Raw genomic sequence first — 26,188 nt, 5'->3', positions numbered from 1 at the left:
GATGCTGTGTTCTTCGGGGGGCGACCCCCGGACCCCCGGCCGGAACCGGGGTCACCGTACCGGCGTGAAGTCCCGCGCCCCGATGCTGTGTTCCCCGGGGGTGACCCCCGGACCCCCGGCCGGAACCGGGGTCACCGTACCGGCGTGAAGTCCCGCGCCCCGATGAACTCCGGCCGCCGGATCGGTGCCGCGAACGGCTCGACCGCCGTGTTCTCCACGCTGTTGAACACGATGAACACGTTGCTGCGCGGGAACGGCGTGATGTTGTCGCCCGAACCGTGCATGCAGTTGCAGTCGAACCAGGTCGCCGAGCCGGCCTTGCCGGTGAACAGCTTGATGCCGTACTCCGAGGCCATCTTCGTGAGCGCCTCGTCGGACGGGGTCCCCGCGTCCTGCATCTGCAGGGACTTCTTGTAGTTGTCCTTCGGCGTGGCCCCCGCGCACCCGAGGAACGTCTTGTGCGACCCCGGCATGATCATGAGACCGCCGTTGGTGTCGTAGTTCTCGGTGAGCGCGATCGAGACCGAGACGGTGCGCATGTTCGGCAGGCCGTCCTCGGCGTGCCAGGTCTCGAAGTCCGAGTGCCAGTAGAAGCCGCTGGCCCCGAAGCCCGGCTTGACGTTGATCCGCGACTGGTGGACGTAGACGTCCGAGCCGAGGATCTGCCGGGCCCGGCCGACCACGCGCTCGTCGCGCACCAGATTCGCGAAGACCTCGCTGATCTTGTGCACTTCGAAGACGGACCGGATCTCCTTGGACTGCGGCTCCACGATCGAGCGCTCGTCCGCCCGGACGGCCGGGTCGCTCGTCAGCCGCTCCAGCTCCCGCTGGTAGACGGCGACCTCGTCCGGCCCGATGAGCTGGTCGATGGCGAGGAAGCCGTCGCGGTCCAGGGCCTGGAGGTCACCGGCGGACACCGGTCCGGGGGCGTCGGGGCTGCCCCAGACCACCGGGTCCTTCCGGGGAGTGGCCACCTCGGTGGCACCGCGGGTGGGGTAGAGATCGGTGATGTTCGTGGTCGTGATGGTCACGATGACTCACACCTCCTCGGTGAGCAGCGGGTAGACGCCGTTCTCGTCGTGGTCCTCCCGTCCGGTCACGGGCGGGTTGAAGACACAGATGCAGTGGAAGTCCTCCTTGACCTTGAGCGTGTGCCGCTCATGGCCGTTCAGGAGGTACATCGTGCCGGGGGTGATGTGGTACGTCTTCCCCGTCTCGCGGTCGGTGAGCTCGGCATCGCCCTTGGTGCAGACGACGGCCTCGATGTGGTTGGCGTACCACATGTTCGTCTCCGTGCCCGCGTACAGGATCGTCTCGTGCACGGAGAAGCCGACCTTCTCCTTGGCGAGGACGATGCGCTTGCTCTCCCAGGTGCCGGACGCCGACTTCACGTGCCGGTCGGTGCCTTCGATCTCCTTGAACGAACGGACGATCACGGTGTTGCGATGCCTCCTAGGTGAAGGGTGTGCAGGGATCCCCGGCGCCCACGGTCGCGCGGGCCGAAGGCGCCGGAAGCGCGTGGGGCCGTGTCAGGCGGTCTCGCGCACGGCGCGGGCGAGGGTCTTCATGCCCTCGTCCAGCTCGTCGGGCGTGACGGTGAGCGCCGGCAGCAGCTTGACGACCTCGCTCTCGGGGCCGGACGTCTCGATGAGCAGCCCGAGCTCGAAGGCGCGCCGGGCGACGCGGCCCGCGCGGTCCTTGTCGTGGAACTCCAGGCCCCAGACCAGGCCGCGGCCCCGGTACTCCTTGACGTCGGCGAGGTTCTCCTCGGTGATGGCGATCATGTGCTGCTCGACCTGCTCACCGCGGGCACGGGTCTGCTTCTCCATCGCCGACCCGTCGGTCCAGTACGCCTCCAGCGTGGCGGTCGCCGTGACGAAGGCCGGGTTGTTGCCGCGGAAGGTGCCGTTGTGCTCGCCCGGCTCCCAGACGTCCAGTTCCGGCTTGAACAGGCACAGCGACATGGGCAGGCCGTAGCCGCTGATCGACTTGGAGACGGTGACGATGTCCGGCGTGATGCCCGCCTCCTCGAAGGAGAAGAAGGCGCCGGTACGGCCGCAGCCCATCTGGATGTCGTCGACGATGAGCAGCATGTCCTGGCGGGCGCACAGCTCCGACAGGGCGCGCAGCCACTCGGGACGGGCGACGTTGATGCCGCCCTCGCCCTGTACGGTCTCGACGATCACGGCGGCCGGCTTGTTGAGGCCGGAACCCTGGTCCTCGAGCAGCCGCTCGAACCAGAGGAAGTCCTCGACGGTGCCGTCGAAGTAGTTGTCGAAGGGCATGGGCGTGCCGTGCACCAGCGGGATGCCGGCGCCGGCCCGCTTGAAGGCGTTGCCGGTCACGGCGAGCGAGCCCAGCGACATGCCGTGGAAGGCGTTGGTGAACGACACGATCGACTCGCGCCCCTTCACCTTCCGCGCCAGCTTCAGCGCGGACTCCACGGCGTTGGTGCCCGTCGGGCCCGGGAACATGACCTTGTACGGCAGGTCGCGCGGCCGCAGGACGATGTTCTGGAACGTCTCCAGGAAGCGGCGCTTGGCGGTGGTCGACATGTCCAGCCCGTGCGTGACGCCGTCCCGCTCCAGGTAGTCGATCAACGCCCGTTTCAGGACGGGGTTGTTGTGCCCGTAGTTGAGCGAGCCCGCGCCGGCGAAGAAGTCGAGGTACTCGTGGCCGTCCTCGTCGTACATGCGGCTGCCGTGCGCGCGGTCGAAGACGGTGGGCCAGCCGCGGCAGTAGCTGCGCACCTCGGATTCGACGGTCTCGAAGACACTGAGGTCGGGCTGGGTGATGGTCACGACGAATCGCTCCTCGTGGGGTGAGGGTGGGAGAGGAAGGTCGTACGGATCCGGGGACCGGTGCGGTCTCTGCCGGGAAGTGTGAGGGGGCCGGACGGCCTGGGGTGCCGGGCCGGCCGGTCAGCCGCGGGCCGGGGCGGGAAGGGGGCCGATGCGGTACAGCACTTCGGGTTCGTGCGGCCCGTCGGGGAAGAGCTCCGTCTCGAAGAGCACCTCGCGCTCCAGCCGGGCTCCGTGCCGCTCGGCGAACGAGGTGAACAACCGCTGGGACGCGGTGTTGTCGGGTGAGATGGTGGTCTCCAGCGTCGCCGTCCCGCACTCCGCGGCAGTCCGGGCGGCCAGCTCGTCGAGCAGGGAAGCCGCGAGCTTTCGTCCACGGTAAGCCTCGTCCACCGCCACCTGCCACACGAGCAACGTGTCCGGCCGGTCCGGACGCAGGTAGCCGGTGACGAAACCAACTGGCACGCCGTGCCCGTCGCGGGCGACGGCCGATGTGGCGGCGAAGTCACGGCACCAGAGCAGATAGCTGTAGGACGAGTTCAGGTCGAGGACCTTGGAATCCCTCGCTATCCGCCACAGGGCGGCTCCGTCGGCCACTTCCGGGCGATCGATTCGCAGGTCTGCTTGCGCGGCGGTCATGCAAATTGAATTTACCCAGTGGAATTAAAAAATGCATCGCCGGAAGGGGTTACGTATGAGCGCTTCGTGTGTTATCGCGCGGGCGCGTGCTTCCGCGCGAGTCGGCGGCGATTTGGTAGTAAATGACCGGTGTATAAAACGCAAAACGGACACCATGTGCAACGGGTCACAATCATGTAACCCGTCGCGAGGTGTTCGGAGCCCGGTGTCCGGGCTTCAAGAAATCAGTGGGTTTAGGCCCGGGAAAACCGGGCAGGAGAATGCTGGAAGCATATCGAGGTAATTACTTAATTCACTTTCCGTGAAGCCATGTAATTACCTCGAATTCATGCTCCCGCGGAGCCGGTGGCGGACGGCCGGTCCCAGGCGCCCTCGGCGGCCCGTCGGGCCGCCTCCGGGTCGGTCGTGGCACCCTTCTCGGCCAGCGCGGCACCCAGTGCCGCCAGACAGCCCTCCACGGCCTCACGCGTCGCGTCCGGCCCGTAGTGGTTCACGCGGATCATCTCCTTGGCCAGCGCGCCGCCGCCCGCGGCCAGCGGCAGCGCCGGGTCGGACGCCAGCGCCCGCGCCACCAGCTCCGAGGCGTCCAGCTCCGGGGGGACCCGCAGGGTGGTCGCCACCGGCGCCGCCTCGCGGGCCTCGTGCACGTAGGGCTCCAGGCCGCCGCCCAGGGCGAGCGCGCCGGCCCTGGTGGCCGCCGCGGCCGAGGCGTGCCGCGCCATCACCGTCTCCAGGCCCTCCGCCTCGATGCGCTCGACGCACGCCTCCAGCGCCAGCATCTCCAGCTGTGCCGGCGCGTGCAGCAGCGCCGTGCGCCCGCCGTCGATCCAGCGCTCCTTCCAGTCCAGCAGCGACAGGTACGACCGGCGCGGCGCCCCGGGGTTCGCAGCCATCCGCGCCCACGCCCGCTCGCTCACCGACACCGCCGACACACCGGCCGGTCCGCCCATCGCCTTCTGCGCGCCGATGACGCACAGGTCCACGCCCCACGCGTCCGGCAGCACCGGCTCGGCGCCCACCGAGGCCACCGCGTCCAGGTAGAAGAGCGCGCCGTGCTCCCGCACCGCCTCGCCGATCTCCGCGACCGGGTTGGTGTTGCCGGTCGCCGCCTCCGCGTGCACCAGGGACACGAAGTCGATCTCCGGGTGCTCGGCGAAGGCCTGCCGGACCAGGTCGGCCGTCACGGCGGTGTGGAACGGCACGGCGAGGTCGTGCACCGTCGCCCCGCAGTCCCGCAGCCAGTTCCCGAACGTCTGCCCGTACGGCCCGGTGACGACGTTCAGCGCGACGGTGTCCGGCCCGGCGCACCCGCGGATCGCGCCCTCCAGCGGCAGGAGCGCCTCGCCCTGCGTGATCAGGACGTCCTGCCCCGTGCCGAGCAGGCGCGCCACCCGGTCCTCGATCGCGGCGAAACGGGCGGCGCTCAGCGGGGCGAGGTCCAGGAAGGGATGGGTCACGGCGGTGCTCTCTTCACTCACGGTCAGGTGTACGACGCGTACGGAGTCGAGAGTAACCGTGGCCCCCGCCGCCACTCGCGGGGGAGGCCGTCCGTTGCGACACCCCCACGCCCGGAATCGTGGCTTCCGCCACAGCCACGGTCATCTCCGGATGGTGGACTGTCCCCGTGATCGTCCTGCTGCTCGTCCTCGTCGCGGTGTTGGCGGCCGTAGTCCTCGGCCGGGGTACCGGCACGTATCCCCGCCGTCCGTACCCGGCGGCGGGCCCTCCGGGCGCCCCCGCGCCGCGCAGGCCGGGCGCCCCCTTCCGCGTCGCCGCCGCGGTCGCCGGCGGGGCCGCCGCCCTGCTCTGGGTCTGGGGCGCGCTGTGCGTGGGATCCGCCGTCATGGGGGCGGAGGACGGCGGCGCGGGCTCCTCGCCGATGCGGCCCTGCCGTGCCGGCGTGTCCCCGGAGCTGTCCGGACGGGTCGTCGACTACTCGGTCTCCTACCTGCCCCTCCGCTTCCGCTGCGAGACCGGTGACGGCGACGGTTACGCCTCCGCCGACGTCCCCGGCTACGTCAACCCCGTCCTCGCCGTCCTCGCCCTGACCACCGTCGCCGCCGTCGCGGCCGGATGGGCGACCGAGCGGCACCCCCGAGCGGGACGGCGGCCGGTGACCGGCCACTCGAACGGCCCCGCCGGCCCCGTCTAAGGTGCGGGCATGAGCGATCGCACGGTGCTGCACGTGAAGGGTCGGGTGCTCGTCGGACCGCGGGACGAGGACGTCCGCGACGAGCTGTGGGTCATCGACGGCCGGATCTCCTACGACCGCCCCACCGGGGCCGGGGAAGTCCGCACCGTCGAGGGCTGGGCGCTGCCCGGCCTCGTCGACGCCCACTGCCACGTCGGCCTCGACCAGCACGGCGCCGTGCCCGGGGACGTCGCCGAGAAGCAGGCGCTGACCGACCGGGACGCGGGCACCCTCCTCATCCGGGACGCCGGCTCGCCGTCCGACACCCGGTGGATCGACGACCGCGAGGACCTCCCGAAGATCATCCGCGCCGGCCGGCACATCGCCCGCACCCGCCGCTACATCCGCAACTACGCCTGGGAGGTGGAGCCGGAGGACCTCGTGGCCTACGTCGCCCAGGAGGCCCGGCGCGGCGACGGCTGGGTCAAGCTGGTCGGCGACTGGATCGACCGCGACCTCGGCGACCTCTCGGCCTGCTGGCCGCGCGGTGCCGTCGAGGCCGCCATCGCCGAGGCACACCGGCTGGGCGCCCGCGTCACCGCCCACTGCTTCGCCGAGGACTCGCTGCGCGACCTGGTCGAGGCCGGCATCGACTGCGTCGAGCACGCGACCGGCCTGACCGACGACACGATCCCCCTCTTCGCCGAGCGGGGCGTCGCCATCGTCCCCACCCTGGTCAACATCGCCACGTTCCCCGCCCTGGCCAAGGGCGGCGAAAGCCGGTTCCCGCGCTGGTCGGACCACATGCGCCGGCTGCACGCCCGCCGCTACGACACCGTCCGCAACGCCTACGACGCCGGGATCCCGGTCTTCGTCGGCACCGACGCGGGCGGCGCCCTGGCCCACGGCCTGGCGGGCGCGGAGGTCGCCGAGCTGGTCACCGCCGGCATCCCGCCCGTCGAGGCCCTCGCCGCGACGACCTGGGCGGCCCGGCGCTGGCTCGGCAGGCCCGGCCTGGACGAGGGCGCGCCGGCGGACCTGGTGGTGTACGAGCAGGACCCGCGCGCGGACGTGCGCGTGCTCGGCGCTCCGCGCCGCGTGGTGCTCAACGGGCGGGTCGTCGGATAGCCGGCACGGGTGACGCCGGGGAACACCCGTGCCCCGGGATTCGAAAAGGCTGGCGGAAGCCCCACGAAGGGGTGAAGTGCCCCTGGATCGCTGACGGTTGGGTGCGGACGGGGACATCCTTTCCGGGTCCCAAGCATGTCGCTCATGCGTGTTCCGCACGCATGTCTTACTGGGGGTCCCACCACCTTGAACGGCAACACCTTCCGCATGCCCGCCCGCCGCCTCGTCACCGTCATGGCGGCCACGGCCCTCGCCGCCGGTCCCGCGGTCCTGGCCGGCGCGGGCACCGCCCACGCGACCGGCGACCACGGCCGCGCGAGCGCCGGCGTCCTGCGCACCGACCTCGACGTGTCCCTGCTCAACAAGACCGTGAAGGTCCCGCTCACGGTCACCCTCAACGAGGTGCAGGCGCCCGAGAGCGCCCGGAAGACCGCGCTGACCGCCCGCCTGGACGGCGTGGAGGGCGGCAAGCCCTTCAGCGTCCTGCGTGCCGACGTGGCCGACGCCGAGGCGACGACGACGGCGGACAAGGCGGAGGGCCGCACCGAGCTGGCCCGGGCCCGGCTCCACGTCCCCGGCCTGCCGCTGCTGTCGGTCGTCGAGGTCGAGCAGGTCACCTCCACGGCCACCTGCGAGGCGGGCAGGAAGCCCGTCGCCTCCTCCGACCTGCTGGGCGCGGTGACGGTGCTCGGCAAGAAGGTCACGCTGACCACCGGCGGGACGACGGACGTGAAGGTGCCCGGCGTCGGCGAGGTGCGGCTCGACCTGTCGACGACGGAGACCACCTCGCGCACGGCCGCCGCCACCGCACTGCGGCTCACGGTGCACGTCGACCCGCTGAACCTGGGCGTGGCCGAGGTCGACGGCACCTTGACCCTGGCGAGCGCCGCCTGCGAGTCCCCGGCAGCCCCGCCGGCCGAGGCCGGACAGCCCCCGGCGAAGGCGGAGGAGGCGCCCGCCGAACCGGCCGCGGACGTGAAACCCCAGGGCGCCCCCGCCGAGGCCGACCTGGCCGAGACCGGCGGCAGCTCGACCACCCCGTACCTCGCGGCCGGCGCCGCCGCGCTGGTCCTGGCGGGCGGCGGAGCCCTGGTCGTGGCCCGGCGCAGGCGCGGCTGACCACCGCGGCCGACCACGGCGCGGGGCGCCGGACGGGGCCCGGACCGTGCGGCGACGGGGGCGCCGACGGCCGGTGGAGCGGGCGGGGAGGCCCGGCGGCCGGGGCGGCGGGCCGACCGCGTGGTGCGACCGACCGGCCCTGAGCCGGGCCCGGCGCAAGGGGACGCCTTCGTCGGCCCGTTCGGCGGACGGGTCCCGGGTGGCCGTGCCGCAGCCGAAGGGGGAGGGGCGGCCGCGGGCGCCGCACCGCAGCCGCCGGGCCCGTCCCGCCGGGGCTCCCCGCCTCAGGCGGCCGGTGCCGGCAGCGCCCGCTCCAGTGCCGCCAGGAAGCCGTCCGTCGTCGTCCGGTCCCGTACCGCCAGCCGCAGCCAGTCCACGCCCAGGCCCGGGAACGTGTCCCCGCGCCGCACCGCGTACCCGAGGGCACGCAGCCGGTGCCGTACGGCCGCCGCGTCCGGCAGGCGGACCAGGACGAAGGGGCCCTCGGCGGGCCCGGCGACCCGGACCCCGGCGGGGGCGAACCGCCGCAGCCCGGCGACGAGATGAGCCCGGTCCGCGGCGATGCGGTGGGCGGCGTGGGCCGCCTCCGCCAGCGCGCGCGGCGCCACGCACGCCTCGGCCGCCGCCAGCGCGGGCGTGGACACGGGCCACAGCGGCTGGGCGCGCTCCAGGTCGGCGACCGTCTCCGGGGCCGCCAGCGCGTACCCGATGCGCAGCCCCGCCAGCCCCCACGTCTTGGTGAGGCTGCGCAGGACGACCAGCCCGGGCACGTCCGTCCGCCCGGCCAGCGCCTCCCGCTCACCCGGCACCGCGTCCATGAACGCCTCGTCCACGACCAGGGTCCGCCCGGGACGGGCGAGCCGGGCGACCGCGTCCGCCGGGTGCAGCACCGACGTCGGATTCGTCGGGTTGCCGACCACCACCAGGTCGGCGTCCTCCGGGACGGCCGCCGGGTCCAGCCGGAAGCCGTCCTCCTCCCGCAGCAGCACCCGGCCGACCGTGTGCCCCGCGTCCCGCAGCGCCGCCTCCGGCTCCGTGAACTGGGGGTGCACCACCACCGGCCGGCGCACCTTTAGCGCCCGCGCCAGCAGCACGAACGCCTCCGCCGCGCCCGCCGTCAGCAGCACCCGCTCCACCGGCAGCCCGTGCCGCACCGCCACCGCCGCCCGCGCGGCCCGCCCGTCCGGGTAGGCCGCGAGGGAGCCGAGCGAGCCGGCCACGTGCTCGCGCAGCCACGCCGGGGGCGTGCCCGCGCGGACGTTCACCGCAAGGTCCACCAGCGCCGAACCGTCGTCCCGCACCTCGGCGTCCCCGTGGTGCCGCAGGTCGAGGCCGCCGGGCTCACTGTGCATGGGAGTGTGCGTGTCCATGCCCGTGATGGTGCCCGTGGTGGTGATGACCGTCGTCGTCGGGGTGGAAGTGCGGCTGCTGCGGCAGCCCCACCTTGTCCTCGAAGCCGGGCAGCGCGATCCGGTACACGCAGGAGTCGCAGTTCATCCGCAGATCGCCCTTCACCGCCTCCTCGTACCGCTCCCACACCAGGTCGAGCAGCTCCGGCTCGGGCCCGATGACGTCCGCCGACCGCACCTCGGTCTCCGGGTGCGCGGCGGCCCACTGCTCCGTCTGGTGCCTGACCCGGTCCGGGAGGATGCCGGTGAACAGGAAGTACGGCAGGACCACGATCCGCCCGGCGCCCAGCCGCGCGCACCGGTCCAGGCCGCCCGGCACGTCCGGCTGCGCCAGCGACACGAACGCCGTCTCCACGCCCGCGTAAGCGCGGCCCTCCCACAGCAGCCGCGCCGCCTTGAACACCTCGGCGTTGGCGTCCGGGTCCGTCGAACCGCGCCCCACCAGCAGCACGGTCACCTCGGAGGGGTCCCACGAGGGATCCACGGCCTCCGCCAGCCGTCGCTCCAGCACCCGCAGCAGCGACGGGTGCGGGCCCAGCGGACGCCCGTAGGTGTACGAGATGCCGGGGTGGCGCTCCTTCTCGCGGGACAGCGCCGCCGGGATGTCGCCCTTCGCGTGCCCGGCGGACACCAGCATCAGCGGCACCGCGGCGAACCGGCGCACGCCCCGCTCCACCAGCTCGGCGACCGCCTCGCCCAGCGGCGGCGGGGACAGCTCGATGAAGCCGCCCGCGACGGGCAGTTCGGGGTGGCGGCGGCCGAGCTCGCGCACGAAGTCGCGGAACGCCTCGGCTCCGGCCTCGTCCCGGGTGCCGTGGCCGGCGATGAGCAGGGCGGGCGGGGTGGTCACAGGTTCTCCTCGGAAATCGGGTGGTACAGCAGGGCGTTGAGCGCGGCGGCGGCCACCGCCGACCCGCCCTTCTCGGACACGTTGCTCACGGCCGGCAGCCCGCTCTCGCGCAGCGCGGCCTTGGACTCGACCGCCCCGACGAAACCGACGGGCAGTCCGACGACGAGCGCGGGGGAGGCGTCCAGGGTCAGCAACTCCTCCAGCGCGGTCGGCGCGTTCCCGATCACCCACAGGGCGCCGGGCCCGACCTGCTCGTACGCCAGCCGCATGCCGTGCGCCGAGCGGGTCAGCCCCGGCCCGGCGACGGCGTCCTTCAGCCGGCAGACGGTCTGCCGCCGGGTGATGCCCGCGCCGACCATCTCGACGTCCACGACGACGGGCGCCCCGGCGTGCAGCGCCGCGTGCGCCGTCGCCAGCTCGCCCTCGTCCATGACCAGGTCGGTCGCGTACTCCAGGTCGGCGGCGGAGTGGACGACCCGCTCCACCACCGACCGGGTGAGCGGGGGGAAGTGCGAGGTGTCCAGGCGGGCGCGCAGCCGCCGGTAGGACTCCTCCTCGATGGGGTGGACCACACGGTTCACCGGGAGCCCTCCTGCCAGCGGTAGCCGCGCGGGGTGACCATGCGCCCCGCGATCTCGCGGGTCGCGGTGTTGCCCACCGTCACGACCGTCATCATGTCGACGCTCGCCGGGTCCAGCGCCGCCAGCGTGGTCAGGCGGCTGGACTCGTCGGCACGGGAGGCGTTGCGGACGACACCGACCGGCGTCGCCGGCTCCCGGTGCCCGGCGAGGATCGCCAGCGCCTTCGGCAGCTGCCAGTCGCGGCCCCGGCTGCGCGGGTTGTAGAACGTCACGACGAGATCCGCCTCGGCCGCCGCCCGCACCCGCCGCTCGATGACCTCCCACGGCGTGTGCAGGTCGGACAGGCTGATCGACACGTGGTCGTGGCCCAGCGGCGCGCCCAGGATCGCCCCGGCCGCCAGCGCCGCCGTCACGCCCGGCACCCCGACCACCTCGATGTCGTCGGACGCCTCGGCCAGCGCCGGCGACGCCATGGCGTACACACCGGCGTCCCCGCTGCCGATCAGCGCCACCGCCTGCCCGCGCCGCGCCTCCGCCACGGCCGTCCGCGCCCGCTCCTCCTCCGCCCCGAGCCCCGACTCCAGGATCCGGGTGCCGGGCCGCAGCAGATCGCGGATCTGGTCGACGTACTGGTCGAGACCGACCAGCACGGACGCCCGCCGCAGCTCCGCCAGCGCACGCGGCGTCAGCAGGTCCCGGGCGCCCGGCCCGAGCCCGACGACCGCGAGCCGCCCGCGCCCCGGCCGCCGTACGACGGCACAGGTCGCCATGGCGGGCACCGCCGCCGACTTCCGCTTGGGCACGAGGAGTTCGCCGCCGCCCACCAGCGCCGCGGCCTCCGCCACCGACGGGGTCCCGACGGCGGCGAGCGGCGCGTCGGAGGGGTTGGGCACCTCGACGCCCGTGAGTTCCCCGGCGGCGTACGTCACCAGGGGCACGCCCAGCCGCCCGGCCGCGCCGACGATGCCGGGCTCCCCGGCCTTGGCGTCCACGGTGGCCAGGGCGGCGACCGACGCCGCCGACAGCCCGGCGTCGCTCAGCGCCGCCTCCACCAGACCGAGCACCTCGTCCACCGGTGCCCCCTTGGAGGCGCCGACGCCGACGACCAGGGACGGCGGACGCAGCACGGCCTCCCGCTCGGCCGGTTCCACCAGACGGTCCGTCAGCCGGAGCGTGTACGCGCCCTCCGCACCGAGGGGCAGCGGCGGCAGCGGCCAGGGCACCTCGGCCCGCAGCGCCACCGGCTCGCCGTCCAGCAGGGCACGGGAGACCCCGGCGACATCGCCCTCGACGGGCAGCCCCAGGGTGTCCAGGCCCGGCAGCCCCACGGCGTCGGTCGCCGTCGTCACCACCGGCTCGGCGCCCAGCACCCCGCCCACCGCGCGGGCGAGTTCGTTGGCGCCGCCGCCGTGCCCGCCGACCAGCGACACGGCGAACCGCCCGCCCTCGTCGACGCACACCACACCCGGATCGGTCCGCTTGTCGTCCAGCAGCGGTGCCACGAGCCGGACCACGGCCCCCGTGGCCAGGAAGCACACGAGCTGCTCGCACTCGGCGAACGCGGTCCGTACGGCGTCCGCGACGGGACCCCCGTACACGCGCGTGCGGTCCGGCCACGCCGCGGCCAGCCGGTCCCGCGCCGCAGCCCCCGCCGCGGTGGCGGAAATGAGGCCGATCACTGGGCCCCTCCTTCTTCGGTACGGCTGCAGGGCCTTACGCCCCACAGCAGGAAAACGGGATTGGTCGCCGCCAGCCGCGTCACGTCCCCCGGCAGCGGCGCGAGCCGGGACGACTGGAGCAGCACCCCGTCGCACTCCAGCCCCGCGTCGAGCAGCGCCTCGCGGGCCGCCGGCACCCGGTCCAGCGCGGCCATCGCGACGACCACCGCGCGCCGGGCGCGCCGCGCGCAGGCCGAGACGATCGCCGGGAGCTCGCGCCCGCCGCCGCCGACGAACACGGCGTCGGGATCGTCCAGACCGGACAGCACCGTCGGCGCCGCGCCGTGCACCACCCGGACGTCGACACCGTGGGCGGCGGCGTTGGCGCGCACGCGCCCGACGCCGTCCGGCGTCTTCTCCACGGCGGTGACGGCGGCGCCGAGCCGCGCGCACTCCACCGCCACGGACCCGGAGCCCGCGCCGACGTCCCACACCAGGTCGCCGGGGCGCGGACCGAGACGCGCCAGCGCCAGCGCCCGCACCTCGAACTTGGTGATCATCGAGTCGCGGTGGGCGAACGCGGCCTCGTCCAGCGCCCATCCGGCGGGCACCGGCCGGGGCCCGGCCACCGAGCGCACCGGGCCCAGCGCCCGCGCCTCGTCCAGGCACAGCACCACGCTCACCGCCGCACCCCAGTCCCGGACGGCGGCCTCGGCGGGCGTCACCCGCTCCACCCGCTCCTCGCCCGAGCCGAGCGCGCGGGCCACGACCAGCACCCGCCCGTCGCCCGCGAGGGCGGCCCCCAGCTCCGCGGGGCCCGCCCCCGGCCCGGTCAGCACCGCCACCTTCGGGTGGGCACGGCACAGGTTCACCGCCGTCCGCAGGTCGCGCCCGTGCGCGCTGGCCACCACGGCGTCGTCCCACGGCAGCCCGGCCCGCGCGAACGCGGCCGCCACCGAGGACACCCCGGGCCGCACGTCGAGCAGCTCCGGCCCGAACCGCTCGGCCAGCGCCCGCACGATCCCGAAGAACCCCGGGTCGCCGGAGGCCAGCACGAGCACCGGCCGCTCCTTCGCGACGTACCGGGCGACCGTGTCCAGGGCGGGCGCGAGCGCCCCGAGGACCACCCGCTCGACGCCCTCCGGCAGCCGTACGGCGTCCAGGTGGCGCCGCCCGCCGACGACCAGTTCCGCGCCGTCGGCCACGTCCTCGGGCAGCGGGGCACCGGTTCCCGCCCCGACCACCGTGATCACGTGCTCGCACCCCGCGCGCGCAGCTCCCTGCGGGCCTCGGGGTCAGCCCTGCGGTACCCGTGGAAGTGCCCCGGGTGGTACAGGTGCGAGCGGGTGCCGCGCGCGTCGAGCGCCGGGCCGACCAGGAACAGGGTGTGCTTCCAGAGCTTGTGCTCCTTGACGGTCTCCTCCAGCGTGCCGATCGTGCACCTGACGACCAGCTCCTCCGGCCAGGTCGCCTGGTAGGCGACGACGACCGGCGTGTCGGTCGGGTAGCCGCCCTCCAGCAGCTCCCGCACCAGCTGGCCGCTGCGCGCGGCCGACAGGAAGACCGCCATGGTGGTGCCGTGCTTCGCGAACTCGCGGACCTCCTCGCCGGGCGGCATCGGCGTCTTGCCGCCGCCGAGCCGGGTGAGGACGACGGACTGCGCGACCTCCGGAATGGTCAGCTCCCGCTGCGCGAGCGCGGCGACCGCGGAGAAGGCGGAGACGCCGGGCACGACCTCGGTCGCGATGCCGATCTCCGCGCACCGGTCCAGCTGCTCCTGCGTACCGCCCCACAGGGCCGGGTCACCGGAGTGGATGCGGGCCACCCGCAGTCCCTCCTCGCGGGCCCGCCGGTAGACGGCGACGACGTCCTCCAGCGACATCGTCGCCGAGTCCAGGACCTCCGCGTCCTCGCGCGCGTGCTGCAGGACCTCGGCCTGGACCAGGCTCGCCGCCCAGATCACGACGTCGGCCTCGGCGATGGCGCGGGCGGCGCGGAACGTCAGCAGGTCGGCGGCGCCGGGACCGGCACCGACGAAGGTCACCTTGCCGGCACCGGTACCGGCGGTGGGGGCCATGGGGTCCATGGGAATCGGTCCTCTCCTGCGCATATTTACTGCGGTTGCTGCTGTCGGACGCGCGTGAACGCGGGGTGATCGGATACCAAGGGCCCATGGCGGTCTTCGTCGCGCTCGGCGCGTTCCTGATGACGCTGGCCGGCGGCTGGACGGCGCAGCGCGTGACCGACCGGCGCCACCTGGTCCTGGGCCTGGCCGGCGGCCTGATGCTGGGTGTGGTCGGTCTCGACCTGCTGCCGGAGGCGCTCGAGGCGGCGGGCCGGGAAGTGTTCGGGGTCCCGGCGGCACTGCTGCTGTTCGTCGCCGGATTCCTGCTCGCCCACCTGGTGGAGCGCCTGCTGGCCGCCCGCCGCGCCGCGCACGGCGCCGAGGAGCACGGCCACCGCACGCCCGAGGTGGGCCTGACGGCCGCCGCCGCGATGGTCGGGCACAGCGCCATGGACGGCGTGGCGATCGGCGCGGCGTTCCAGGTCGGCGGCGGCATGGGCGCGGCGGTCGCGATGGCCGTGGTCGCCCACGACTTCGCGGACGGCTTCAACACCTACACGCTCACCAGCCTGTACGGCAACGCCCGCCGCCGGGCCGTCGCCATGCTGGTGGCCGACGCCGTGGCCCCCGTCGTCGGCGCGGCGTCCACGCTCCTGTTCACGATCCCGGAGGGCGTGCTCGGCGGGTATCTCGGCCTCTTCGGCGGCGTCCTGCTCTATCTCGCCGCCGCCGAGATCCTGCCGGAGGCCCACCACGAGCACCCCGCCCGGTCGACCCTGCTGTGCACGATCGCGGGCGCGGCCTTCATCTGGCTGGTGGTGGGCATCGCCGAGTGAGGCGTCCGCGCTCACAGCTTGCCGCCCCGCCCGCCCTCGCGCCGGGCCGGCGCGATGAGCGTCGACAGATAGGGCAGCGGCGCCCCGTCCAGCTCGCCGGCCGGCCGTACGGACTCCTCCGGCAGCCCCAGCGCCGAACCCCACACGGCGTCGTCGAGCCGCCCGGTCTCCCGCAGCGCCTCGGCGACCTCGGCCGCCTGCCGGCCGAACTTGTAGGCGACGACCGTCCCCGGGCCGTTCAACGCGTCCTTGAGCACCGCGGCCCCGGCGGTCACCGGCACCAGCGTCAGCGGCTCCGTGCCCTCCGTCAGCACGGCACCCGACCGTGCCGCGAGGTCCTGCATGGCGGTGATGCCCGGCACGGTCTCCACGACGGTGCCCGGCACGAGCCCGCCGACGGTCTGGGCGAGATAGGTGAAGGTCGAGTACACGTTGGGATCGCCGATGGTCGCGAACGCCACGGACCCGTGGGCCCGCAGCAGCGCGGCCACCCGCTCCCCGGCCGCGTCCCACGCCGCCTCCCGCCGCCCCCGGTCGGTGCGCTCGTTCAGCGCGAACACGACCCGGACGACCTTCTCGGCGCCCACGTAGTGCAGCACGGTCGCCTCGGCGCGGCCCCGCTCCCCGGTGTCCATCACGGGGACGACGACGACCTCGGCGGCGCGCAGCGCGTTGACGCCCTTGACGGTCACCAGCTCCGGGTCCCCGGGGCCGACCCCCACTCCGATCAGCCTGCTGCTCATGACGTCCGGCACCTCTCCACGAACCGACGGGCGACACCGGGCTCGGACGCCCAGTGCGTGTGCAGATAGCTCGCGTGCACACCGCGCTCCACAAATCCCTCGACGCGCCGCTCGGGCGCCCGCATCCCCCACGCCGGCGCCGCACCGGCACCCGGCTCCACGACCGTCCGGTGGAACTCGTGCCCCCGCATCCGCGTCCCCGCGGCGGCCAGCGCGCCGTCGCTCACGGCCACGGCGTCCCGGTAGCCCAGGGTCAGCCGCTCGGACATCCGCGCGGAGGCGTCCAGCACCCCGCACATCGGCAGTCCGTCCAGCTCCCGGCACAGGTACAGCAGCCCGGCGCACTCGGCGGCGACGGGAGCACCGCTCAGCGCGAGTTCGGCCACGCTCTTGCGCAGCCCCTCGTTGGCCGACAGCTCGGCGGCGTACACCTCGGGGAACCCGCCACCGATCACCAACCCGGCGGTCCCGTCGGGCAACTCCTCGTCCCGCAGCGGATCGAACGCGACGACCTCGGCCCCGGCGGCGGCGAGCAGCTCGGAGTGCTCGGTGTAGGAGAAGGTGAACGCGGCTCCGCCGGCAACGGCGACGCGCTTCAGCCCGTCCGGCGTTTGAGGACGAGGCCGTCCGGGCCGAAGCGGGGGCCCGGGGGCGGCAGCCCCCGGGGACGGGACGGGAAGGGGCGGCGGGGGCGAGGAAACCAAGGCCTCAGCCGCATCCCAGGCCGCACAGGGCAGCGCACCGGCCCCCCGCGCCAGCCCCACCAACGCCTCCAGATCACACCCGTCGGCCACCTGCGCCGCCATCGCCGCAACCGCCTCCACCGCCGAGGCCCGCCGCTCGGCGACCGGCACCAGCCCCAGATGCCGCGACGGCACATCCACCTGCGGCGCCCGCCGCAACACCCCCAGCACCGGCACCCCCACGGCATCCAACGCATCCCGCAGCAGCGCCTCGTGCCGGTCGGACCCCACCTTGTTGAGGATCACGCCCCCGATCCGCACCTCCGGGTCGAAGGACACGAACCCGTGCACCAGCGCCGCCACCGACCGCGACTGCGACGACGCGTCCACGACCAGCACCACCGGCGCCCGCAGCAGCTTGGCGACCTGCGCGGTGGACGCGAGTTCGCCCTCGCCCGCCGCCCCGTCGTACAGCCCCATCACGCCCTCGACCACGGCGATGTCGCACCCGCGCGCCCCGTGCAGGAACAGCGGCCCGACCAGCTCGGGCCCGCACAGGTACGCGTCGAGGTTGCGGCCCACCCGCCCGGTGGCGAGCGCGTGGTACCCGGGGTCGATGTAGTCGGGCCCGACCTTGTGCGGGGACACGGCGAGCCCCCGCGCGGCGAGCGCGGCCATCAGTCCGGTGGCGACGGTGGTCTTGCCGCTGCCCGAGGAGGGAGCGGCGACGACCAGCCGGGGGACGGAGGAGGTCACCACTCGATGCCCCTCTGCCCCTTCTGCCCGGTGTCCATCGGGTGCTTCACCTTCGACATGTCGGTGACGAGGTCCGCGAACTCCACCAGCTTCTCCGGCGCGTTCCGCCCGGTGATCACGACGTGCTGCGTCCCCGGCCGGTCCCGCAGCACGGACACGACCTCCTCGGTGTCGACCCAGCCCCAGTGCATCGGGTAGGCGAACTCGTCCAGCACGTACAGCTTGTACGTCTGGGCGGCGAGGTCCCGCTTGACCTGTTCCCAGCCCTCCCGGGCCTTCTCCTCGTTGGTCGAGTTGTCACCCTGGAGGTCCCGCTGCACCCAGGACCAGCCCTCGCCCATCTTGTGCCAGTCGACGGACCCGCCCTCACCGCCGGCGCCGAGCACCCGCAGCGCGTTCTCCTCGCCGACCTTCCACTTGGCCGACTTGACGAACTGGAACACCCCGATGGGCCACCCCTGGTTCCAGGCCCGCAGCGCCAGCCCGAAGGCCGCGGTGGACTTGCCCTTCCCCACGCCCGTGTGCACGACGACCAGCGGACGATTGCGCCGCTGACGGGTCGTCAGACCGTCGTCCGGCACGACACTCGGCTGCCCCTTCGGCATTACGCGGCCCTCCTGCTCGCCTGTACGTCCTTCACCAGCCCGGCGATGGAGTCCGCCCGCAGCTCGTCGAGCGTCACCGCCGTACCGCCCAGTTCACCCGCGAGGCGCCCGGCGAGCCCCAGCCGCACCGGTCCCGTCTCGCAGTCCACGACCACACAGGCGGTGCCCTCGGCCGCGAACAGCCGCGCCGCCCGCCCCGCCAGCGCGACGGGCTCGGGGCCACCGGTCGCCCGGCCGTCCGTCACCGTCACGACCAGCGGCCGGCGCGCCGGGTCCCGCAGCCGTTCCACGCGCAGCACCTCGTGCGCCTTCAGCAGCCCGGCCGCGAGCGGCGTACGGCCACCGGTCGGCAGCGACTCGAGCCGCGCGGCGGCCGCGTCCACCGAGGAGGTCGGCGGCAGGGCGACGTCGGCGGCCGAACCCCGGAAGGTCACCAGCCCCACCTTGTCCCGCCGTTGGTAGGCGTCCAGCAGCAGCGACAGCACGGCACCCTTCACCGCGCTCATCCGCTGCCGCGCCGCCATCGATCCGGAGGCGTCCACGACGAACAGCACGAGGTTGCCCTCACGCCCCTCCCGCGTCGCCTGGCGCAGATCGTCCCTGCGCACCAGCAGCCCGGGCCCGCTGCGCCCCCGCGCCCGCTGGTGCGGGGCGGCGGCCCGCACGGTCGCCGCGAGGTGCAGCTTGGTCAGCGCACCCCGCGGCCGCCGGGCCCCGGTCGTCCGCCCGTGCTCGGTCCGCGCCCGCGAACGCCGCCCGGCGGCGCCCTCGCCCAGCCCGGGCACGCTCAGCACCTTCGTCCGGAACGGCTCGGCGGCCCGCACGGGCGACTGCTCGCCGGCGCCGCCCCCGGAAGCCTGCGGCTCCCCGCCCTCGCCGGCCTCGGGCCGCGCGGCGGTGTCGCCGTCGCCCTGCGGCGCGTCGTCGGGCTCCGGCTGCCCACCGGGGCCGCCGCCGGGACCCGGGTCCGGATCGTCGTCACCGTCACCGTCACCGTCGCCCTGGTCCTGCCCGCCGAACTCCTCCAGCGTCTCGTCGAGCTTGTCCTCGTCGAGCCCCGGCGCGTCGAAGGGGTTGCGCCGCCGCCGGTGGGGGAGGGCCAGCAGCGCGGCCTGCCGCACGTCCTCCGCCAGCACGTCCGTCCGCCCGGCCCAGGCCGCCAGCGCGGTCGCCGTCCGGGCCATCACGATGTCGGCGCGCATGCCGTCCACCTCGAACGCCGCGCAGGTCGCCGCGATCTGCCGCAGCGCCCCGTCACCGAGGCGCACCGACGGCAGCAGCTCCCGCGCCGCCACGATGCGCTGCCGTACGGCGGCCTCCTCGCCGGCCCAGCGCGCGGCGAAGGCGGCCGGGTCGTCGTCGTACGCCAGCCTGCGCCGTACGACCTCCACCCGCAGGTCGGGTTCGCGCGAGGCGGCGACCTCGACGGTGAGCCCGAACCGGTCGAGCAACTGCGGCCGCAGTTCGCCCTCTTCGGGGTTCATCGTGCCGACGAGCAGGAACTTCGAGGCGTGCCGCACGGACACGCCCTCGCGCTCGACGTACGAGGCGCCCATCGCGGCGGCGTCCAGCAACAGGTCGACCAGGTGGTCGTGGAGCAGGTTGACCTCGTCGACGTACAGGATCCCGCGGTGCGCGTCGGCCAGCAGGCCGGGCTCGAAGGCCTTCACGCCCTCCGACAGCGCCCGCTCGATGTCCAGGGCGCCGACGAGCCGGTCCTCGGAGGCGCCGACGGGCAGCTCGACCATCCGCGCCGGCCGCGACCCGGAGGCGCCCGTCCCGTGCGGCCCGTCCGGGCACGCGGGGTCGGGGGAGTCCGGGTCGCAGGAGAACCGGCAGCCGGAGACGACGTCGACCTCCGGCATCAGCGCGGACAGGGCGCGCACCGCCGTGGACTTCGCGGTGCCCTTCTCGCCGCGCACCAGCACGCCGCCGACCGCCGGGGACACGGCGTTCAGCAGCAGCGCGAGCCGCAGGTCGTCCTGGCCGACGACGGCCGTGAACGGGAACGGGGTGGTCACTTGTCGTCGCCCTCCGAGTCGCCTTCGAGATCGCCTTCGAGCTCCAGATAGGTGGCGCGCAGCCGCTCCAGCGTCTCCGCGTCCGGCTCCGCCCACAGCCCCCGGTCGGCCGCCTCCAGCAGCCGCTCGGTGATGCCGCGCAGGGCCCAGGGGTTGGACTTCTTCATGAAGTCCCGGTTCTCCGCGTCGAACACGTACTCGGCGCTGAGCTTCTCGTACATCCAGTCGTCCACGACACCGGCCGTGGCGTCGTAACCGAAGAGGTAGTCCACGGTGGCCGCCATCTCGAAGGCGCCCTTGTAGCCGTGCCGCCGCATCGCCGCCATCCAGCGCGGGTTGACCACGCGGGCCCGGAAGACGCGGTGGGTCTCCTCGCCCAGCGTCCGGGTCTTCACCTGGTCGGGGGTGGCGGAGTCGCCGACGTACGCCTCGGGGGAGGCGCCCGTGAGGTGCCGGACCATGGCGACCATGCCGCCGTGGTACTGGAAGTAGTCGTCGGCGTCCACGAGGTCGTGCTCGCGGGTGTCGACGTTCTTCGCGGCGACCGCGATCCGCCGGAACGCCGTCTCCATGTCGCCGCGCGCCGCCCGCCCGTCGAGGCCGCGCCCGTAGGCGTAGCCGCCCCACACCGCGTACACCTCGGCGAGGTCCGCGTCGGAGCGCCAGTTGCGGGCGTCGATCAGCGGCAGCAGACCGGCGCCGTACGCGCCCGGCTTGGAGCCGAAGACGCGTGCCGTGGCCCGGCGCCGGTCGCCGTGCTCGGCGGTGTCCTCGTCGGCGTGGGCGCGGACGAAGTTCTGTGAGGCGGGCTCGTCCAGCTCCGCCACCGCCCGCACCGCGTCGTCGATCAGCCCGACCACGTGCGGGAACGCGTCCCGGAAGAACCCGGAGATGCGGACCGTGACGTCGACGCGCGGCCGGCCCAGCTCGGCCAGGGGCACGATCTCGAAGCCGGTGACCCGGCGCGAGGCGTCGTCCCACACCGGACGGCAGCCCAGCAGGGCCAGGATCTCGGCGATGTCGTCGCCCTGGGTGCGCATCGCGGACGTGCCCCACACCGTGAGGCCGACGGACTTCGGGTATGCGCCGGTGTCGCCCAGATAGCGCTGGATCAGCGAGTCCGCCAGGGACTGGCCGACCTCCCAGCTCAGCCGGGACGGGATCGCCTTCGGGTCGACGGAGTAGAAGTTCCGGCCGGTCGGCAGGACGTTGACCAGACCGCGGGTCGGCGAGCCGGACGGGCCCGCCGGGACGTAGCCGCCGTCCAGCGCCCGCAGGATGTGCCCGATCTCGTCCGTCGTCCGGGCGAGCCGCGGCACGACCTCCCGGCAGGCGAACTCCAGCACGGCGACCGCGTCGGGCAGTTCGGCGCCGAGCACGTCACGCACCAGGGCCGGTACGGCGGCCGCGTCCCACCCCTGGACCTCCATGCCCTCCGCGAAGCGCCGGCAGAGCTGCTCCAGGAGGTCGATCGCGTCGGCGGCGCTGCGGTTCGGGCCCTCGACCAGGTCCGTCAGCTCCACCGGCACCTTCACCGGAGCGCCGGGCTCGGCGAGCAGTTCCTTCTCCGCCAGCCCGAAGTGCGCGGCCAGCGCGGCCCGCAGACCGGGCAGCGCGTTCGCCTGCCCGCCCCACACCTGCGAGGCGCGCAGCACCGCCAGCACCAGGTTGACGCGCGGCTCGCCGACCGGACCGCCGCCCAGGACGTGCAGGCCGTCACGGATCTGCACGTCCTTGATCTCGCACAGATAGCCGTCGATGTGCATGACGAACTCGTCGAACGCGTCGTCGTCCGGCTGGTCGTCCACGTGCAGGTCGTGGTGGAGCTCGGCCGCCTTGACCAGCGTCCAGATCTGCGCCCGGACCGCCGGCGCCTTCGCCGGGTCCAGGTCGGAGACGAGCGCGTACTCGTCGAGCAGCTGCTCCAGCTTGGCCAGGTCGCCGTAGGTGTCGGCGCGGGCCATCGGCGGCACGAGGTGGTCGACCACCGTGGCGTGGCCGCGCCGCTTGGCCTGGGTGCCCTCGCCGGGGTCGTTGACGATGAACGGGTAGATCAGCGGCAGGTCGCCCAGCACCGCGTCCGGCGCGCACCCGGCACTCAGGCCGAGGCCCTTGCCCGGCAGCCACTCCATCGTGCCGTGCTTGCCCATGTGCACGACGGCGTCGGCGCCGAAGCTGTTCTCCAGCCACCGGTACGCCGCCATGTAGTGGTGGGACGGCGGCATGTCGGGGTCGTGGTAGATCGCGATCGGGTTCTCCCCGAAGCCGCGCGGCGGCTGGATCATGACGACGACGTTCCCGAACTGCAGGGAGGCCAGCACGATGTCGTCCCCGTCGACGTACAGCGAGCCCGGCGGCTCGCCCCACGCCTCGGTCATCGCGTCCCGCAGCTCCGGGTCCAGCTTCTCGAACCAGGCCCGGTAGTCGGCCAGCGGCACCCGCGCGGGCGCCGCGGCGAGCTGGTCCTCGGTCAGCCACTCGACGTCGTGCCCGCCCGCCTCGATGAGCCGGTGGATCAGCTCGTCGCCGCCGGAGGGGTAGTCGGTCAGCGAGTACCCCGCGTCCCGCAGCGCGTCCAGGACCCGGACCGCGGAGGCCGGGGTGTCGAGCCCCACCGCGTTGCCGACCCGGGAGTGCTTGGTCGGGTACGCGGTGAAGACCAGCGCGAGCTTCTTCCCGGCGTTCGGCTTGTGCTTGAGGGCCGCGTGCCGCACGGCGATCCCGGCGACCCGGCCGGCCCGCTCGGGGTCGGCCACGTAGACGGGCACGTCGTCCGGCCCCTGCTCCTTGAAGGAGAACGGAACCGTGATCAGGCGGCCGTCGAACTCCGGGATGGCCACCTGCATCGCCGCGTCCATCGGGGACAGCGCGGCGTCGGACGCCTCCCAGGCGGCGCGGGACGAGGTCAGGCAGAGCCCTTGCAGCACCGGCACGTCCAGGTCGGCCAGCGCGCCGATGTCCCACGCCTCCTCGTCACCGCCCGCCGAGGCCTGCGAGGCGTGCGTGCCGCCCGCGGCGAGGACGGTGGCGACCAGGGCGTCGGCCCGGCCCAGCAGCTCGTACAGCGCGGGGTCCGCGCCGCGCAGCGAACCGCAGTACACGGGCAGCGCGTTGGCGCCGCGCGCCTCGATCGCGTCGCACAGCGTGTCCACGAAGGCGGTGTTGCCGCTCAGCTGGTGGGCGCGGTAGAAGAGCACACCGACCGTCGGGCGGCCGGCCACGACGGTCCGGGAGCCGTGGACGCCGTACTCCGGCATCTTCCGCGGCTCGTCGAAGCCCTCGCCGGTCAGCAGCATCGTGTCCGACAGGAACCGGGCGAGCTGCGTGAGGTTGTCCGGCCCGCCCTCGACCAGATAGCGCAGCGCCTCCGCCACGACCCCGGCCGGCACCGACGACTCGGCCATCAGCTCCGCGTCCGGCACGGACTCCCCGCCGAGCAGCACGGTGGGGACGCCGGACGCCTTCAGCGCGGCGAGCCCGTCCTCCCAGGCACGCTTGCCGCCCAGCAGGCGCACGACGGCGATGTCCGCGCCCTCGACCAGCCCCGGCAGCTCCTCGCCCACGTCGACCCGGGTCGGGTTGCCGATCCGGTAGGCGGCGTCCGACGCGCGGGCCGCCAGCAGGTCCGTGTCGGCGGTCGACAACAACAACACTGTGCTCATGCGGGCGCTCCCGGTGGAATGAAGGGCAGTCCTTGTGGCGCGCCGGACTCGATGAGCCGCCACAGCGCGTCCGTGTCCGCGTGCTGTTCGATCAGGTCGCCGAGCCGGTCGAGCTGCTCCTCGCGCAGCGCGGCGAACGAGGTGTCGGGGGCCGGCACGAAGCGACGGCCCGCGGCGGCGGCCACCTCGCGCAGGAACGCCCGCCGGAAGCCGTCCGACTCCAGCGAGCCGTGCCAGTGCGTCCCCCAGACCTGGCCGACCCGGCAGCCGTCCAGGAAGGGCTCGCCGCCCACGATTTCGGCGACGCCGTGGTGGATCTCGTACCCCTCCACGTGCTCCCCGAGGGCCTCGCCGACGGGTCGCGTGAGGGTCTTCCCGCGGGCGAACCGCACCCGCACGGGCAGCAGTCCGAGCCCGTCCACGTGCCCGGCACGGGACTCGACCTCGTCCTCGATGTGCTCGCCGAGGAGCTGGAACCCGCCGCAGACGCCGAGCACGGGGCGGCCCTCGGCGGCCCGGCGCGCGATCGCCTCCGCGAGCCCCCGCTCCCGCAGCCACCGGAGCGCCCGCACGGTACCGCGCGTCCCCGGCACGACCACGAGATCGGCGTCGGCCAGCTCCTCCGGCCGGTCCACGAACCGCACCACGACACCGGGTTCGGCGGCCAGCGCGTCCACGTCCGTGAAGTTGGACATCAGCGGGACCGCGCAGACGGCGACCCGCAGCACGTCCTCGCCGACCGGCGGCGCGACGACCGACTCCCGCACCGTCCCGCGCAGGGACACCCGCAGCCCGTCCTCCTCGTCGATGCCGAGCCCGTGCCGGAAGGGCAGCACGCCGTACGTCCGCCGCCCGGTGAGGTCCCGGAGCATGTCGACGCCGGGCTCCAGCAGCGACACGTCGCCCCGGAACTTGTTCACGAGGAACCCGGCGACCAGCGCCTGGTCCTCGGGCGACAGCAGGGCCACCGTGCCGAAGAAGGACGCGAAGACGCCCCCGCGGTCGATGTCGCCGACGACGAGGACGGGGAGCCCGGCGCCCCGGGCGATCCCCATGTTCACGATGTCCGTCCGGCGCAGGTTGATCTCGGCCGGACTGCCCGCCCCCTCGCAGATCACCGCGTCGTACGTGCCCCGCAGCTCGGCCAGGCAGTCGAGGACCGTGCCGAGCAGCTGCCGCTGCCGCCCGCCGTGGTAACCGCGGGCGCTCATCTCCCCGACCGGCTTGCCGAGCAGCACGACCTGGCTGCTCTGCTCGCCGCCCGGCTTCAGCAGCACCGGGTTCATCAGCGCGGTCGGCTCGACGCGGCACGCCTGCGCCTGCATGGCCTGGGCCCGCCCGATCTCGGCGCCCTCGCGGGTGACGAAGGAGTTCAGCGACATGTTCTGCGCCTTGAAGGGCGCCACCTTGACGCCCCGGCGCACCAGCCAGCGGCAGATCCCGGCGGTGACGACGCTCTTGCCGGCGTCGGAGGTGGTGCCGGCGACGAGGAGGCCACCGTTCATGACGTACGTCCCTTCCTGCTGACCCCGCGGACGAGCAGCCGCGCGCCCGCGCACACGCCCAGCGCCAGCCAGCCCACGCGGCTCGACAGCCGCACCGCCCGCTCGATGTCGCCGGACCCGGCCCGGACGGCGCGTCCCGCCGCCCCGTTGAGCACCGGCCGGTGTTCGACCCGGCCGCCGTAGGAGAGCGTCCCGCCGAGCCGCACGCCCAGGGCGCCCGCGAAGGACGCCTCCACGGGCCCGGCGTTGGGGCTCGGGTGCTGCGCGGCGTCGGCACGCCAGGCCCGTACGGCACCCCGGGGATCGCCGCCGGCCACGGTGGTCAGGACGGCGGTCAGCCGGGCGCCCGGCCACCCGGCGAGGTCGTCGAGCCGGGCCGAGGCCCAGCCGTAGCGGCGGTACCTGGCGGACTTGTGGCCGACCATGGCGTCCAGCGTGTTCACGGCCCGGAAACCGAGCAGCCCCGGCACTCCGGCCACGGCGCCCCACACCAGGGCGCCCACGACCGCGTCGGAGGTGTTCTCGGCGACGGACTCCACGACGGCCCGCGCGATCCCGTCGGCGTCCAGCGCCTGCGGATCCCGCCCGCACAGGTGCGGCAGCCGGGCCCGGGCCGCCTCGACGTCCCCGGCCTCCAGCGCCCGCCCGACGGCGCGGGCCTCCCGGGCCAGCGAGGTCCCGCCCACGACGGCCCACGTGGCGGCGCCGGTCAGCGCGAGGGAGGCGGCGGGGGAGGGGCGGACGGCGCGCACGGCGGCGCTCCCCAGGACGACGGCGCCACCGGCGCAGACGGCGGTGTGCAGCGCGCCCCAGCCCCGGTGGTCACGCCACAGCACCCGTTCCACGGCGCCCGCGGCACGGCCGAACGCGGCGACCGGGTGCCCGCGGCGCGGATCGCCGAGGAGGAGGTCGCCGAGAAGACCGGCGGCGGCGCCGTACGCGAAGACGCGTTCGGCGCGCACGGCTCAGCCTGCCGTGCGGAGGGACGGCGGAAGT

Annotated in this window: 22 protein-coding genes; 4 read left to right on the top strand and 18 right to left on the bottom strand. The window is 74.4% G+C overall.

Going from position 1 to position 26,188, the window contains the following annotated elements:
• Window positions 1-131: 131 nt before the first annotated feature.
• From thpD to ACGF3H_RS00420, 5 genes are all read right to left on the bottom strand, one after another.
• Window positions 132-1,031 (bottom strand): ectoine hydroxylase, encoded by a 900-nt coding sequence (gene thpD, locus ACGF3H_RS00440; protein ID WP_362493915.1) that lies wholly within the window; start codon window positions 1,029-1,031, stop codon window positions 132-134.
• 6 nt (window positions 1,032-1,037) lie between these two features.
• Window positions 1,038-1,436 (bottom strand): ectoine synthase, encoded by a 399-nt coding sequence (locus ACGF3H_RS00435; protein WP_362493912.1) that lies wholly within the window; start codon window positions 1,434-1,436, stop codon window positions 1,038-1,040.
• A gap of 93 nt (window positions 1,437-1,529) precedes the next feature.
• Window positions 1,530-2,801 carry a diaminobutyrate--2-oxoglutarate transaminase gene (gene ectB, locus ACGF3H_RS00430; RefSeq protein WP_362493909.1) on the bottom strand — a complete coding sequence of 424 codons (1,272 nt, stop codon included), beginning with the start codon at window positions 2,799-2,801 and terminating at the stop codon, window positions 1,530-1,532.
• 120 nt (window positions 2,802-2,921) lie between these two features.
• Window positions 2,922-3,440 carry a diaminobutyrate acetyltransferase gene (gene ectA / locus ACGF3H_RS00425; protein WP_362493906.1) on the bottom strand — a complete coding sequence of 173 codons (519 nt, stop codon included), beginning with the start codon at window positions 3,438-3,440 and terminating at the stop codon, window positions 2,922-2,924.
• A gap of 326 nt (window positions 3,441-3,766) precedes the next feature.
• A complete protein-coding gene (locus ACGF3H_RS00420) occupies window positions 3,767-4,897 on the bottom strand; it encodes an aminotransferase class V-fold PLP-dependent enzyme (RefSeq protein WP_362494018.1) in 1,131 nt (376 codons plus the stop codon).
• A gap of 119 nt (window positions 4,898-5,016) precedes the next feature.
• Between ACGF3H_RS00420 and ACGF3H_RS00415 the strand changes: the two genes are divergently transcribed.
• The 3 genes from ACGF3H_RS00415 (at window position 5,017) to ACGF3H_RS00405 (ending at window position 7,818) form a co-directional block, all read left to right on the top strand.
• Entirely contained in the window at window positions 5,017-5,592 is a 576-nt protein-coding gene (locus ACGF3H_RS00415; RefSeq protein ID WP_362493904.1) for a hypothetical protein, read from the top strand.
• 9 nt (window positions 5,593-5,601) lie between these two features.
• Window positions 5,602-6,699 carry an amidohydrolase family protein gene (locus ACGF3H_RS00410; RefSeq protein ID WP_362493901.1) on the top strand — a complete coding sequence of 366 codons (1,098 nt, stop codon included), beginning with the start codon at window positions 5,602-5,604 and terminating at the stop codon, window positions 6,697-6,699.
• Between the two features lie 186 nt (window positions 6,700-6,885).
• Window positions 6,886-7,818, top strand: a complete 933-nt coding sequence (locus tag ACGF3H_RS00405) for an SCO1860 family LAETG-anchored protein (RefSeq protein ID WP_362493898.1) — start codon at window positions 6,886-6,888, stop codon at window positions 7,816-7,818.
• A 284-nt stretch (window positions 7,819-8,102) separates the two neighbouring features.
• Here ACGF3H_RS00405 and cobC read toward each other — a convergent pair whose 3' ends face one another.
• The 6 genes from cobC to cobM are packed head-to-tail and all read right to left on the bottom strand — an operon-like array spanning window position 8,103 to window position 14,402.
• On the bottom strand, window positions 8,103-9,188 hold the full coding sequence (gene cobC, locus ACGF3H_RS00400) for an Rv2231c family pyridoxal phosphate-dependent protein CobC (protein ID WP_362493895.1): 1,086 nt from the start codon (window positions 9,186-9,188) through the stop codon (window positions 8,103-8,105).
• Window positions 9,160-10,077 carry a sirohydrochlorin chelatase gene (locus ACGF3H_RS00395; RefSeq protein WP_362493893.1) on the bottom strand — a complete coding sequence of 306 codons (918 nt, stop codon included), beginning with the start codon at window positions 10,075-10,077 and terminating at the stop codon, window positions 9,160-9,162. Before ACGF3H_RS00395 ends, cobC begins: the two co-directional genes overlap by 29 nt.
• Entirely contained in the window at window positions 10,074-10,658 is a 585-nt protein-coding gene (locus ACGF3H_RS00390; RefSeq protein ID WP_362493890.1) for a precorrin-8X methylmutase, read from the bottom strand. Before ACGF3H_RS00390 ends, ACGF3H_RS00395 begins: the two co-directional genes overlap by 4 nt.
• On the bottom strand, window positions 10,655-12,337 hold the full coding sequence (cobJ, locus tag ACGF3H_RS00385) for a precorrin-3B C(17)-methyltransferase (RefSeq protein ID WP_362493887.1): 1,683 nt from the start codon (window positions 12,335-12,337) through the stop codon (window positions 10,655-10,657). The genes ACGF3H_RS00390 and cobJ overlap by 4 nt, the downstream gene beginning before the upstream one ends.
• A complete protein-coding gene (gene cbiE / locus ACGF3H_RS00380; RefSeq protein ID WP_362493884.1) occupies window positions 12,334-13,569 on the bottom strand; it encodes a precorrin-6y C5,15-methyltransferase (decarboxylating) subunit CbiE in 1,236 nt (411 codons plus the stop codon). Before cbiE ends, cobJ begins: the two co-directional genes overlap by 4 nt.
• Window positions 13,566-14,402: a precorrin-4 C(11)-methyltransferase gene (gene cobM / locus ACGF3H_RS00375; protein WP_362493881.1), complete on the bottom strand. Its 837-nt coding sequence runs from the start codon at window positions 14,400-14,402 to the stop codon at window positions 13,566-13,568. Before cobM ends, cbiE begins: the two co-directional genes overlap by 4 nt.
• A gap of 86 nt (window positions 14,403-14,488) precedes the next feature.
• On the opposite strand from cobM, the gene ACGF3H_RS00370 reads away from it, so the two are divergent.
• The gene (locus tag ACGF3H_RS00370) at window positions 14,489-15,217 is read left to right on the top strand and encodes a ZIP family metal transporter (protein ID WP_362493879.1); all 729 of its coding nucleotides are present in this window, start codon (window positions 14,489-14,491) and stop codon (window positions 15,215-15,217) included.
• An 11-nt stretch (window positions 15,218-15,228) separates the two neighbouring features.
• On the opposite strand, the gene cobI is transcribed toward ACGF3H_RS00370, so the two are convergent.
• Genes cobI through ACGF3H_RS00335 form a run of 7 tightly spaced genes read right to left on the bottom strand, consistent with a single transcriptional unit; the run spans window position 15,229 to window position 26,154 of the window.
• A complete protein-coding gene (cobI, locus tag ACGF3H_RS00365) occupies window positions 15,229-15,960 on the bottom strand; it encodes a precorrin-2 C(20)-methyltransferase (protein ID WP_362493877.1) in 732 nt (243 codons plus the stop codon).
• Window positions 15,957-17,402: a cobyrinate a,c-diamide synthase gene (locus ACGF3H_RS00360; protein WP_362493874.1), complete on the bottom strand. Its 1,446-nt coding sequence runs from the start codon at window positions 17,400-17,402 to the stop codon at window positions 15,957-15,959. Before ACGF3H_RS00360 ends, cobI begins: the two co-directional genes overlap by 4 nt.
• On the bottom strand, window positions 17,396-18,004 hold the full coding sequence (gene cobO / locus ACGF3H_RS00355; RefSeq protein ID WP_362493872.1) for a cob(I)yrinic acid a,c-diamide adenosyltransferase: 609 nt from the start codon (window positions 18,002-18,004) through the stop codon (window positions 17,396-17,398). The genes ACGF3H_RS00360 and cobO overlap by 7 nt, the downstream gene beginning before the upstream one ends.
• Window positions 18,004-20,025: a putative cobaltochelatase gene (locus tag ACGF3H_RS00350; RefSeq protein WP_362493869.1), complete on the bottom strand. Its 2,022-nt coding sequence runs from the start codon at window positions 20,023-20,025 to the stop codon at window positions 18,004-18,006. Before ACGF3H_RS00350 ends, cobO begins: the two co-directional genes overlap by 1 nt.
• Window positions 20,022-23,687 (bottom strand): cobaltochelatase subunit CobN, encoded by a 3,666-nt coding sequence (cobN, locus tag ACGF3H_RS00345; protein ID WP_362493866.1) that lies wholly within the window; start codon window positions 23,685-23,687, stop codon window positions 20,022-20,024. The genes ACGF3H_RS00350 and cobN overlap by 4 nt, the downstream gene beginning before the upstream one ends.
• Window positions 23,684-25,192 (bottom strand): cobyric acid synthase, encoded by a 1,509-nt coding sequence (locus ACGF3H_RS00340; RefSeq protein ID WP_362493864.1) that lies wholly within the window; start codon window positions 25,190-25,192, stop codon window positions 23,684-23,686. The genes cobN and ACGF3H_RS00340 overlap by 4 nt, the downstream gene beginning before the upstream one ends.
• Window positions 25,189-26,154 carry a cobalamin biosynthesis protein gene (locus ACGF3H_RS00335; protein ID WP_362493861.1) on the bottom strand — a complete coding sequence of 322 codons (966 nt, stop codon included), beginning with the start codon at window positions 26,152-26,154 and terminating at the stop codon, window positions 25,189-25,191. Before ACGF3H_RS00335 ends, ACGF3H_RS00340 begins: the two co-directional genes overlap by 4 nt.
• Between the last annotated feature and the right edge of the window lie 34 nt (window positions 26,155-26,188).

Source organism: Streptomyces sp. NPDC048185, from assembly GCF_043202495.1.
GTDB lineage: Bacteria > Actinomycetota > Actinomycetes > Streptomycetales > Streptomycetaceae > Streptomyces.
Note: the sequence above shows the minus strand (reverse complement) of the source record. Positions and strands in the feature narration are given on the sequence as shown.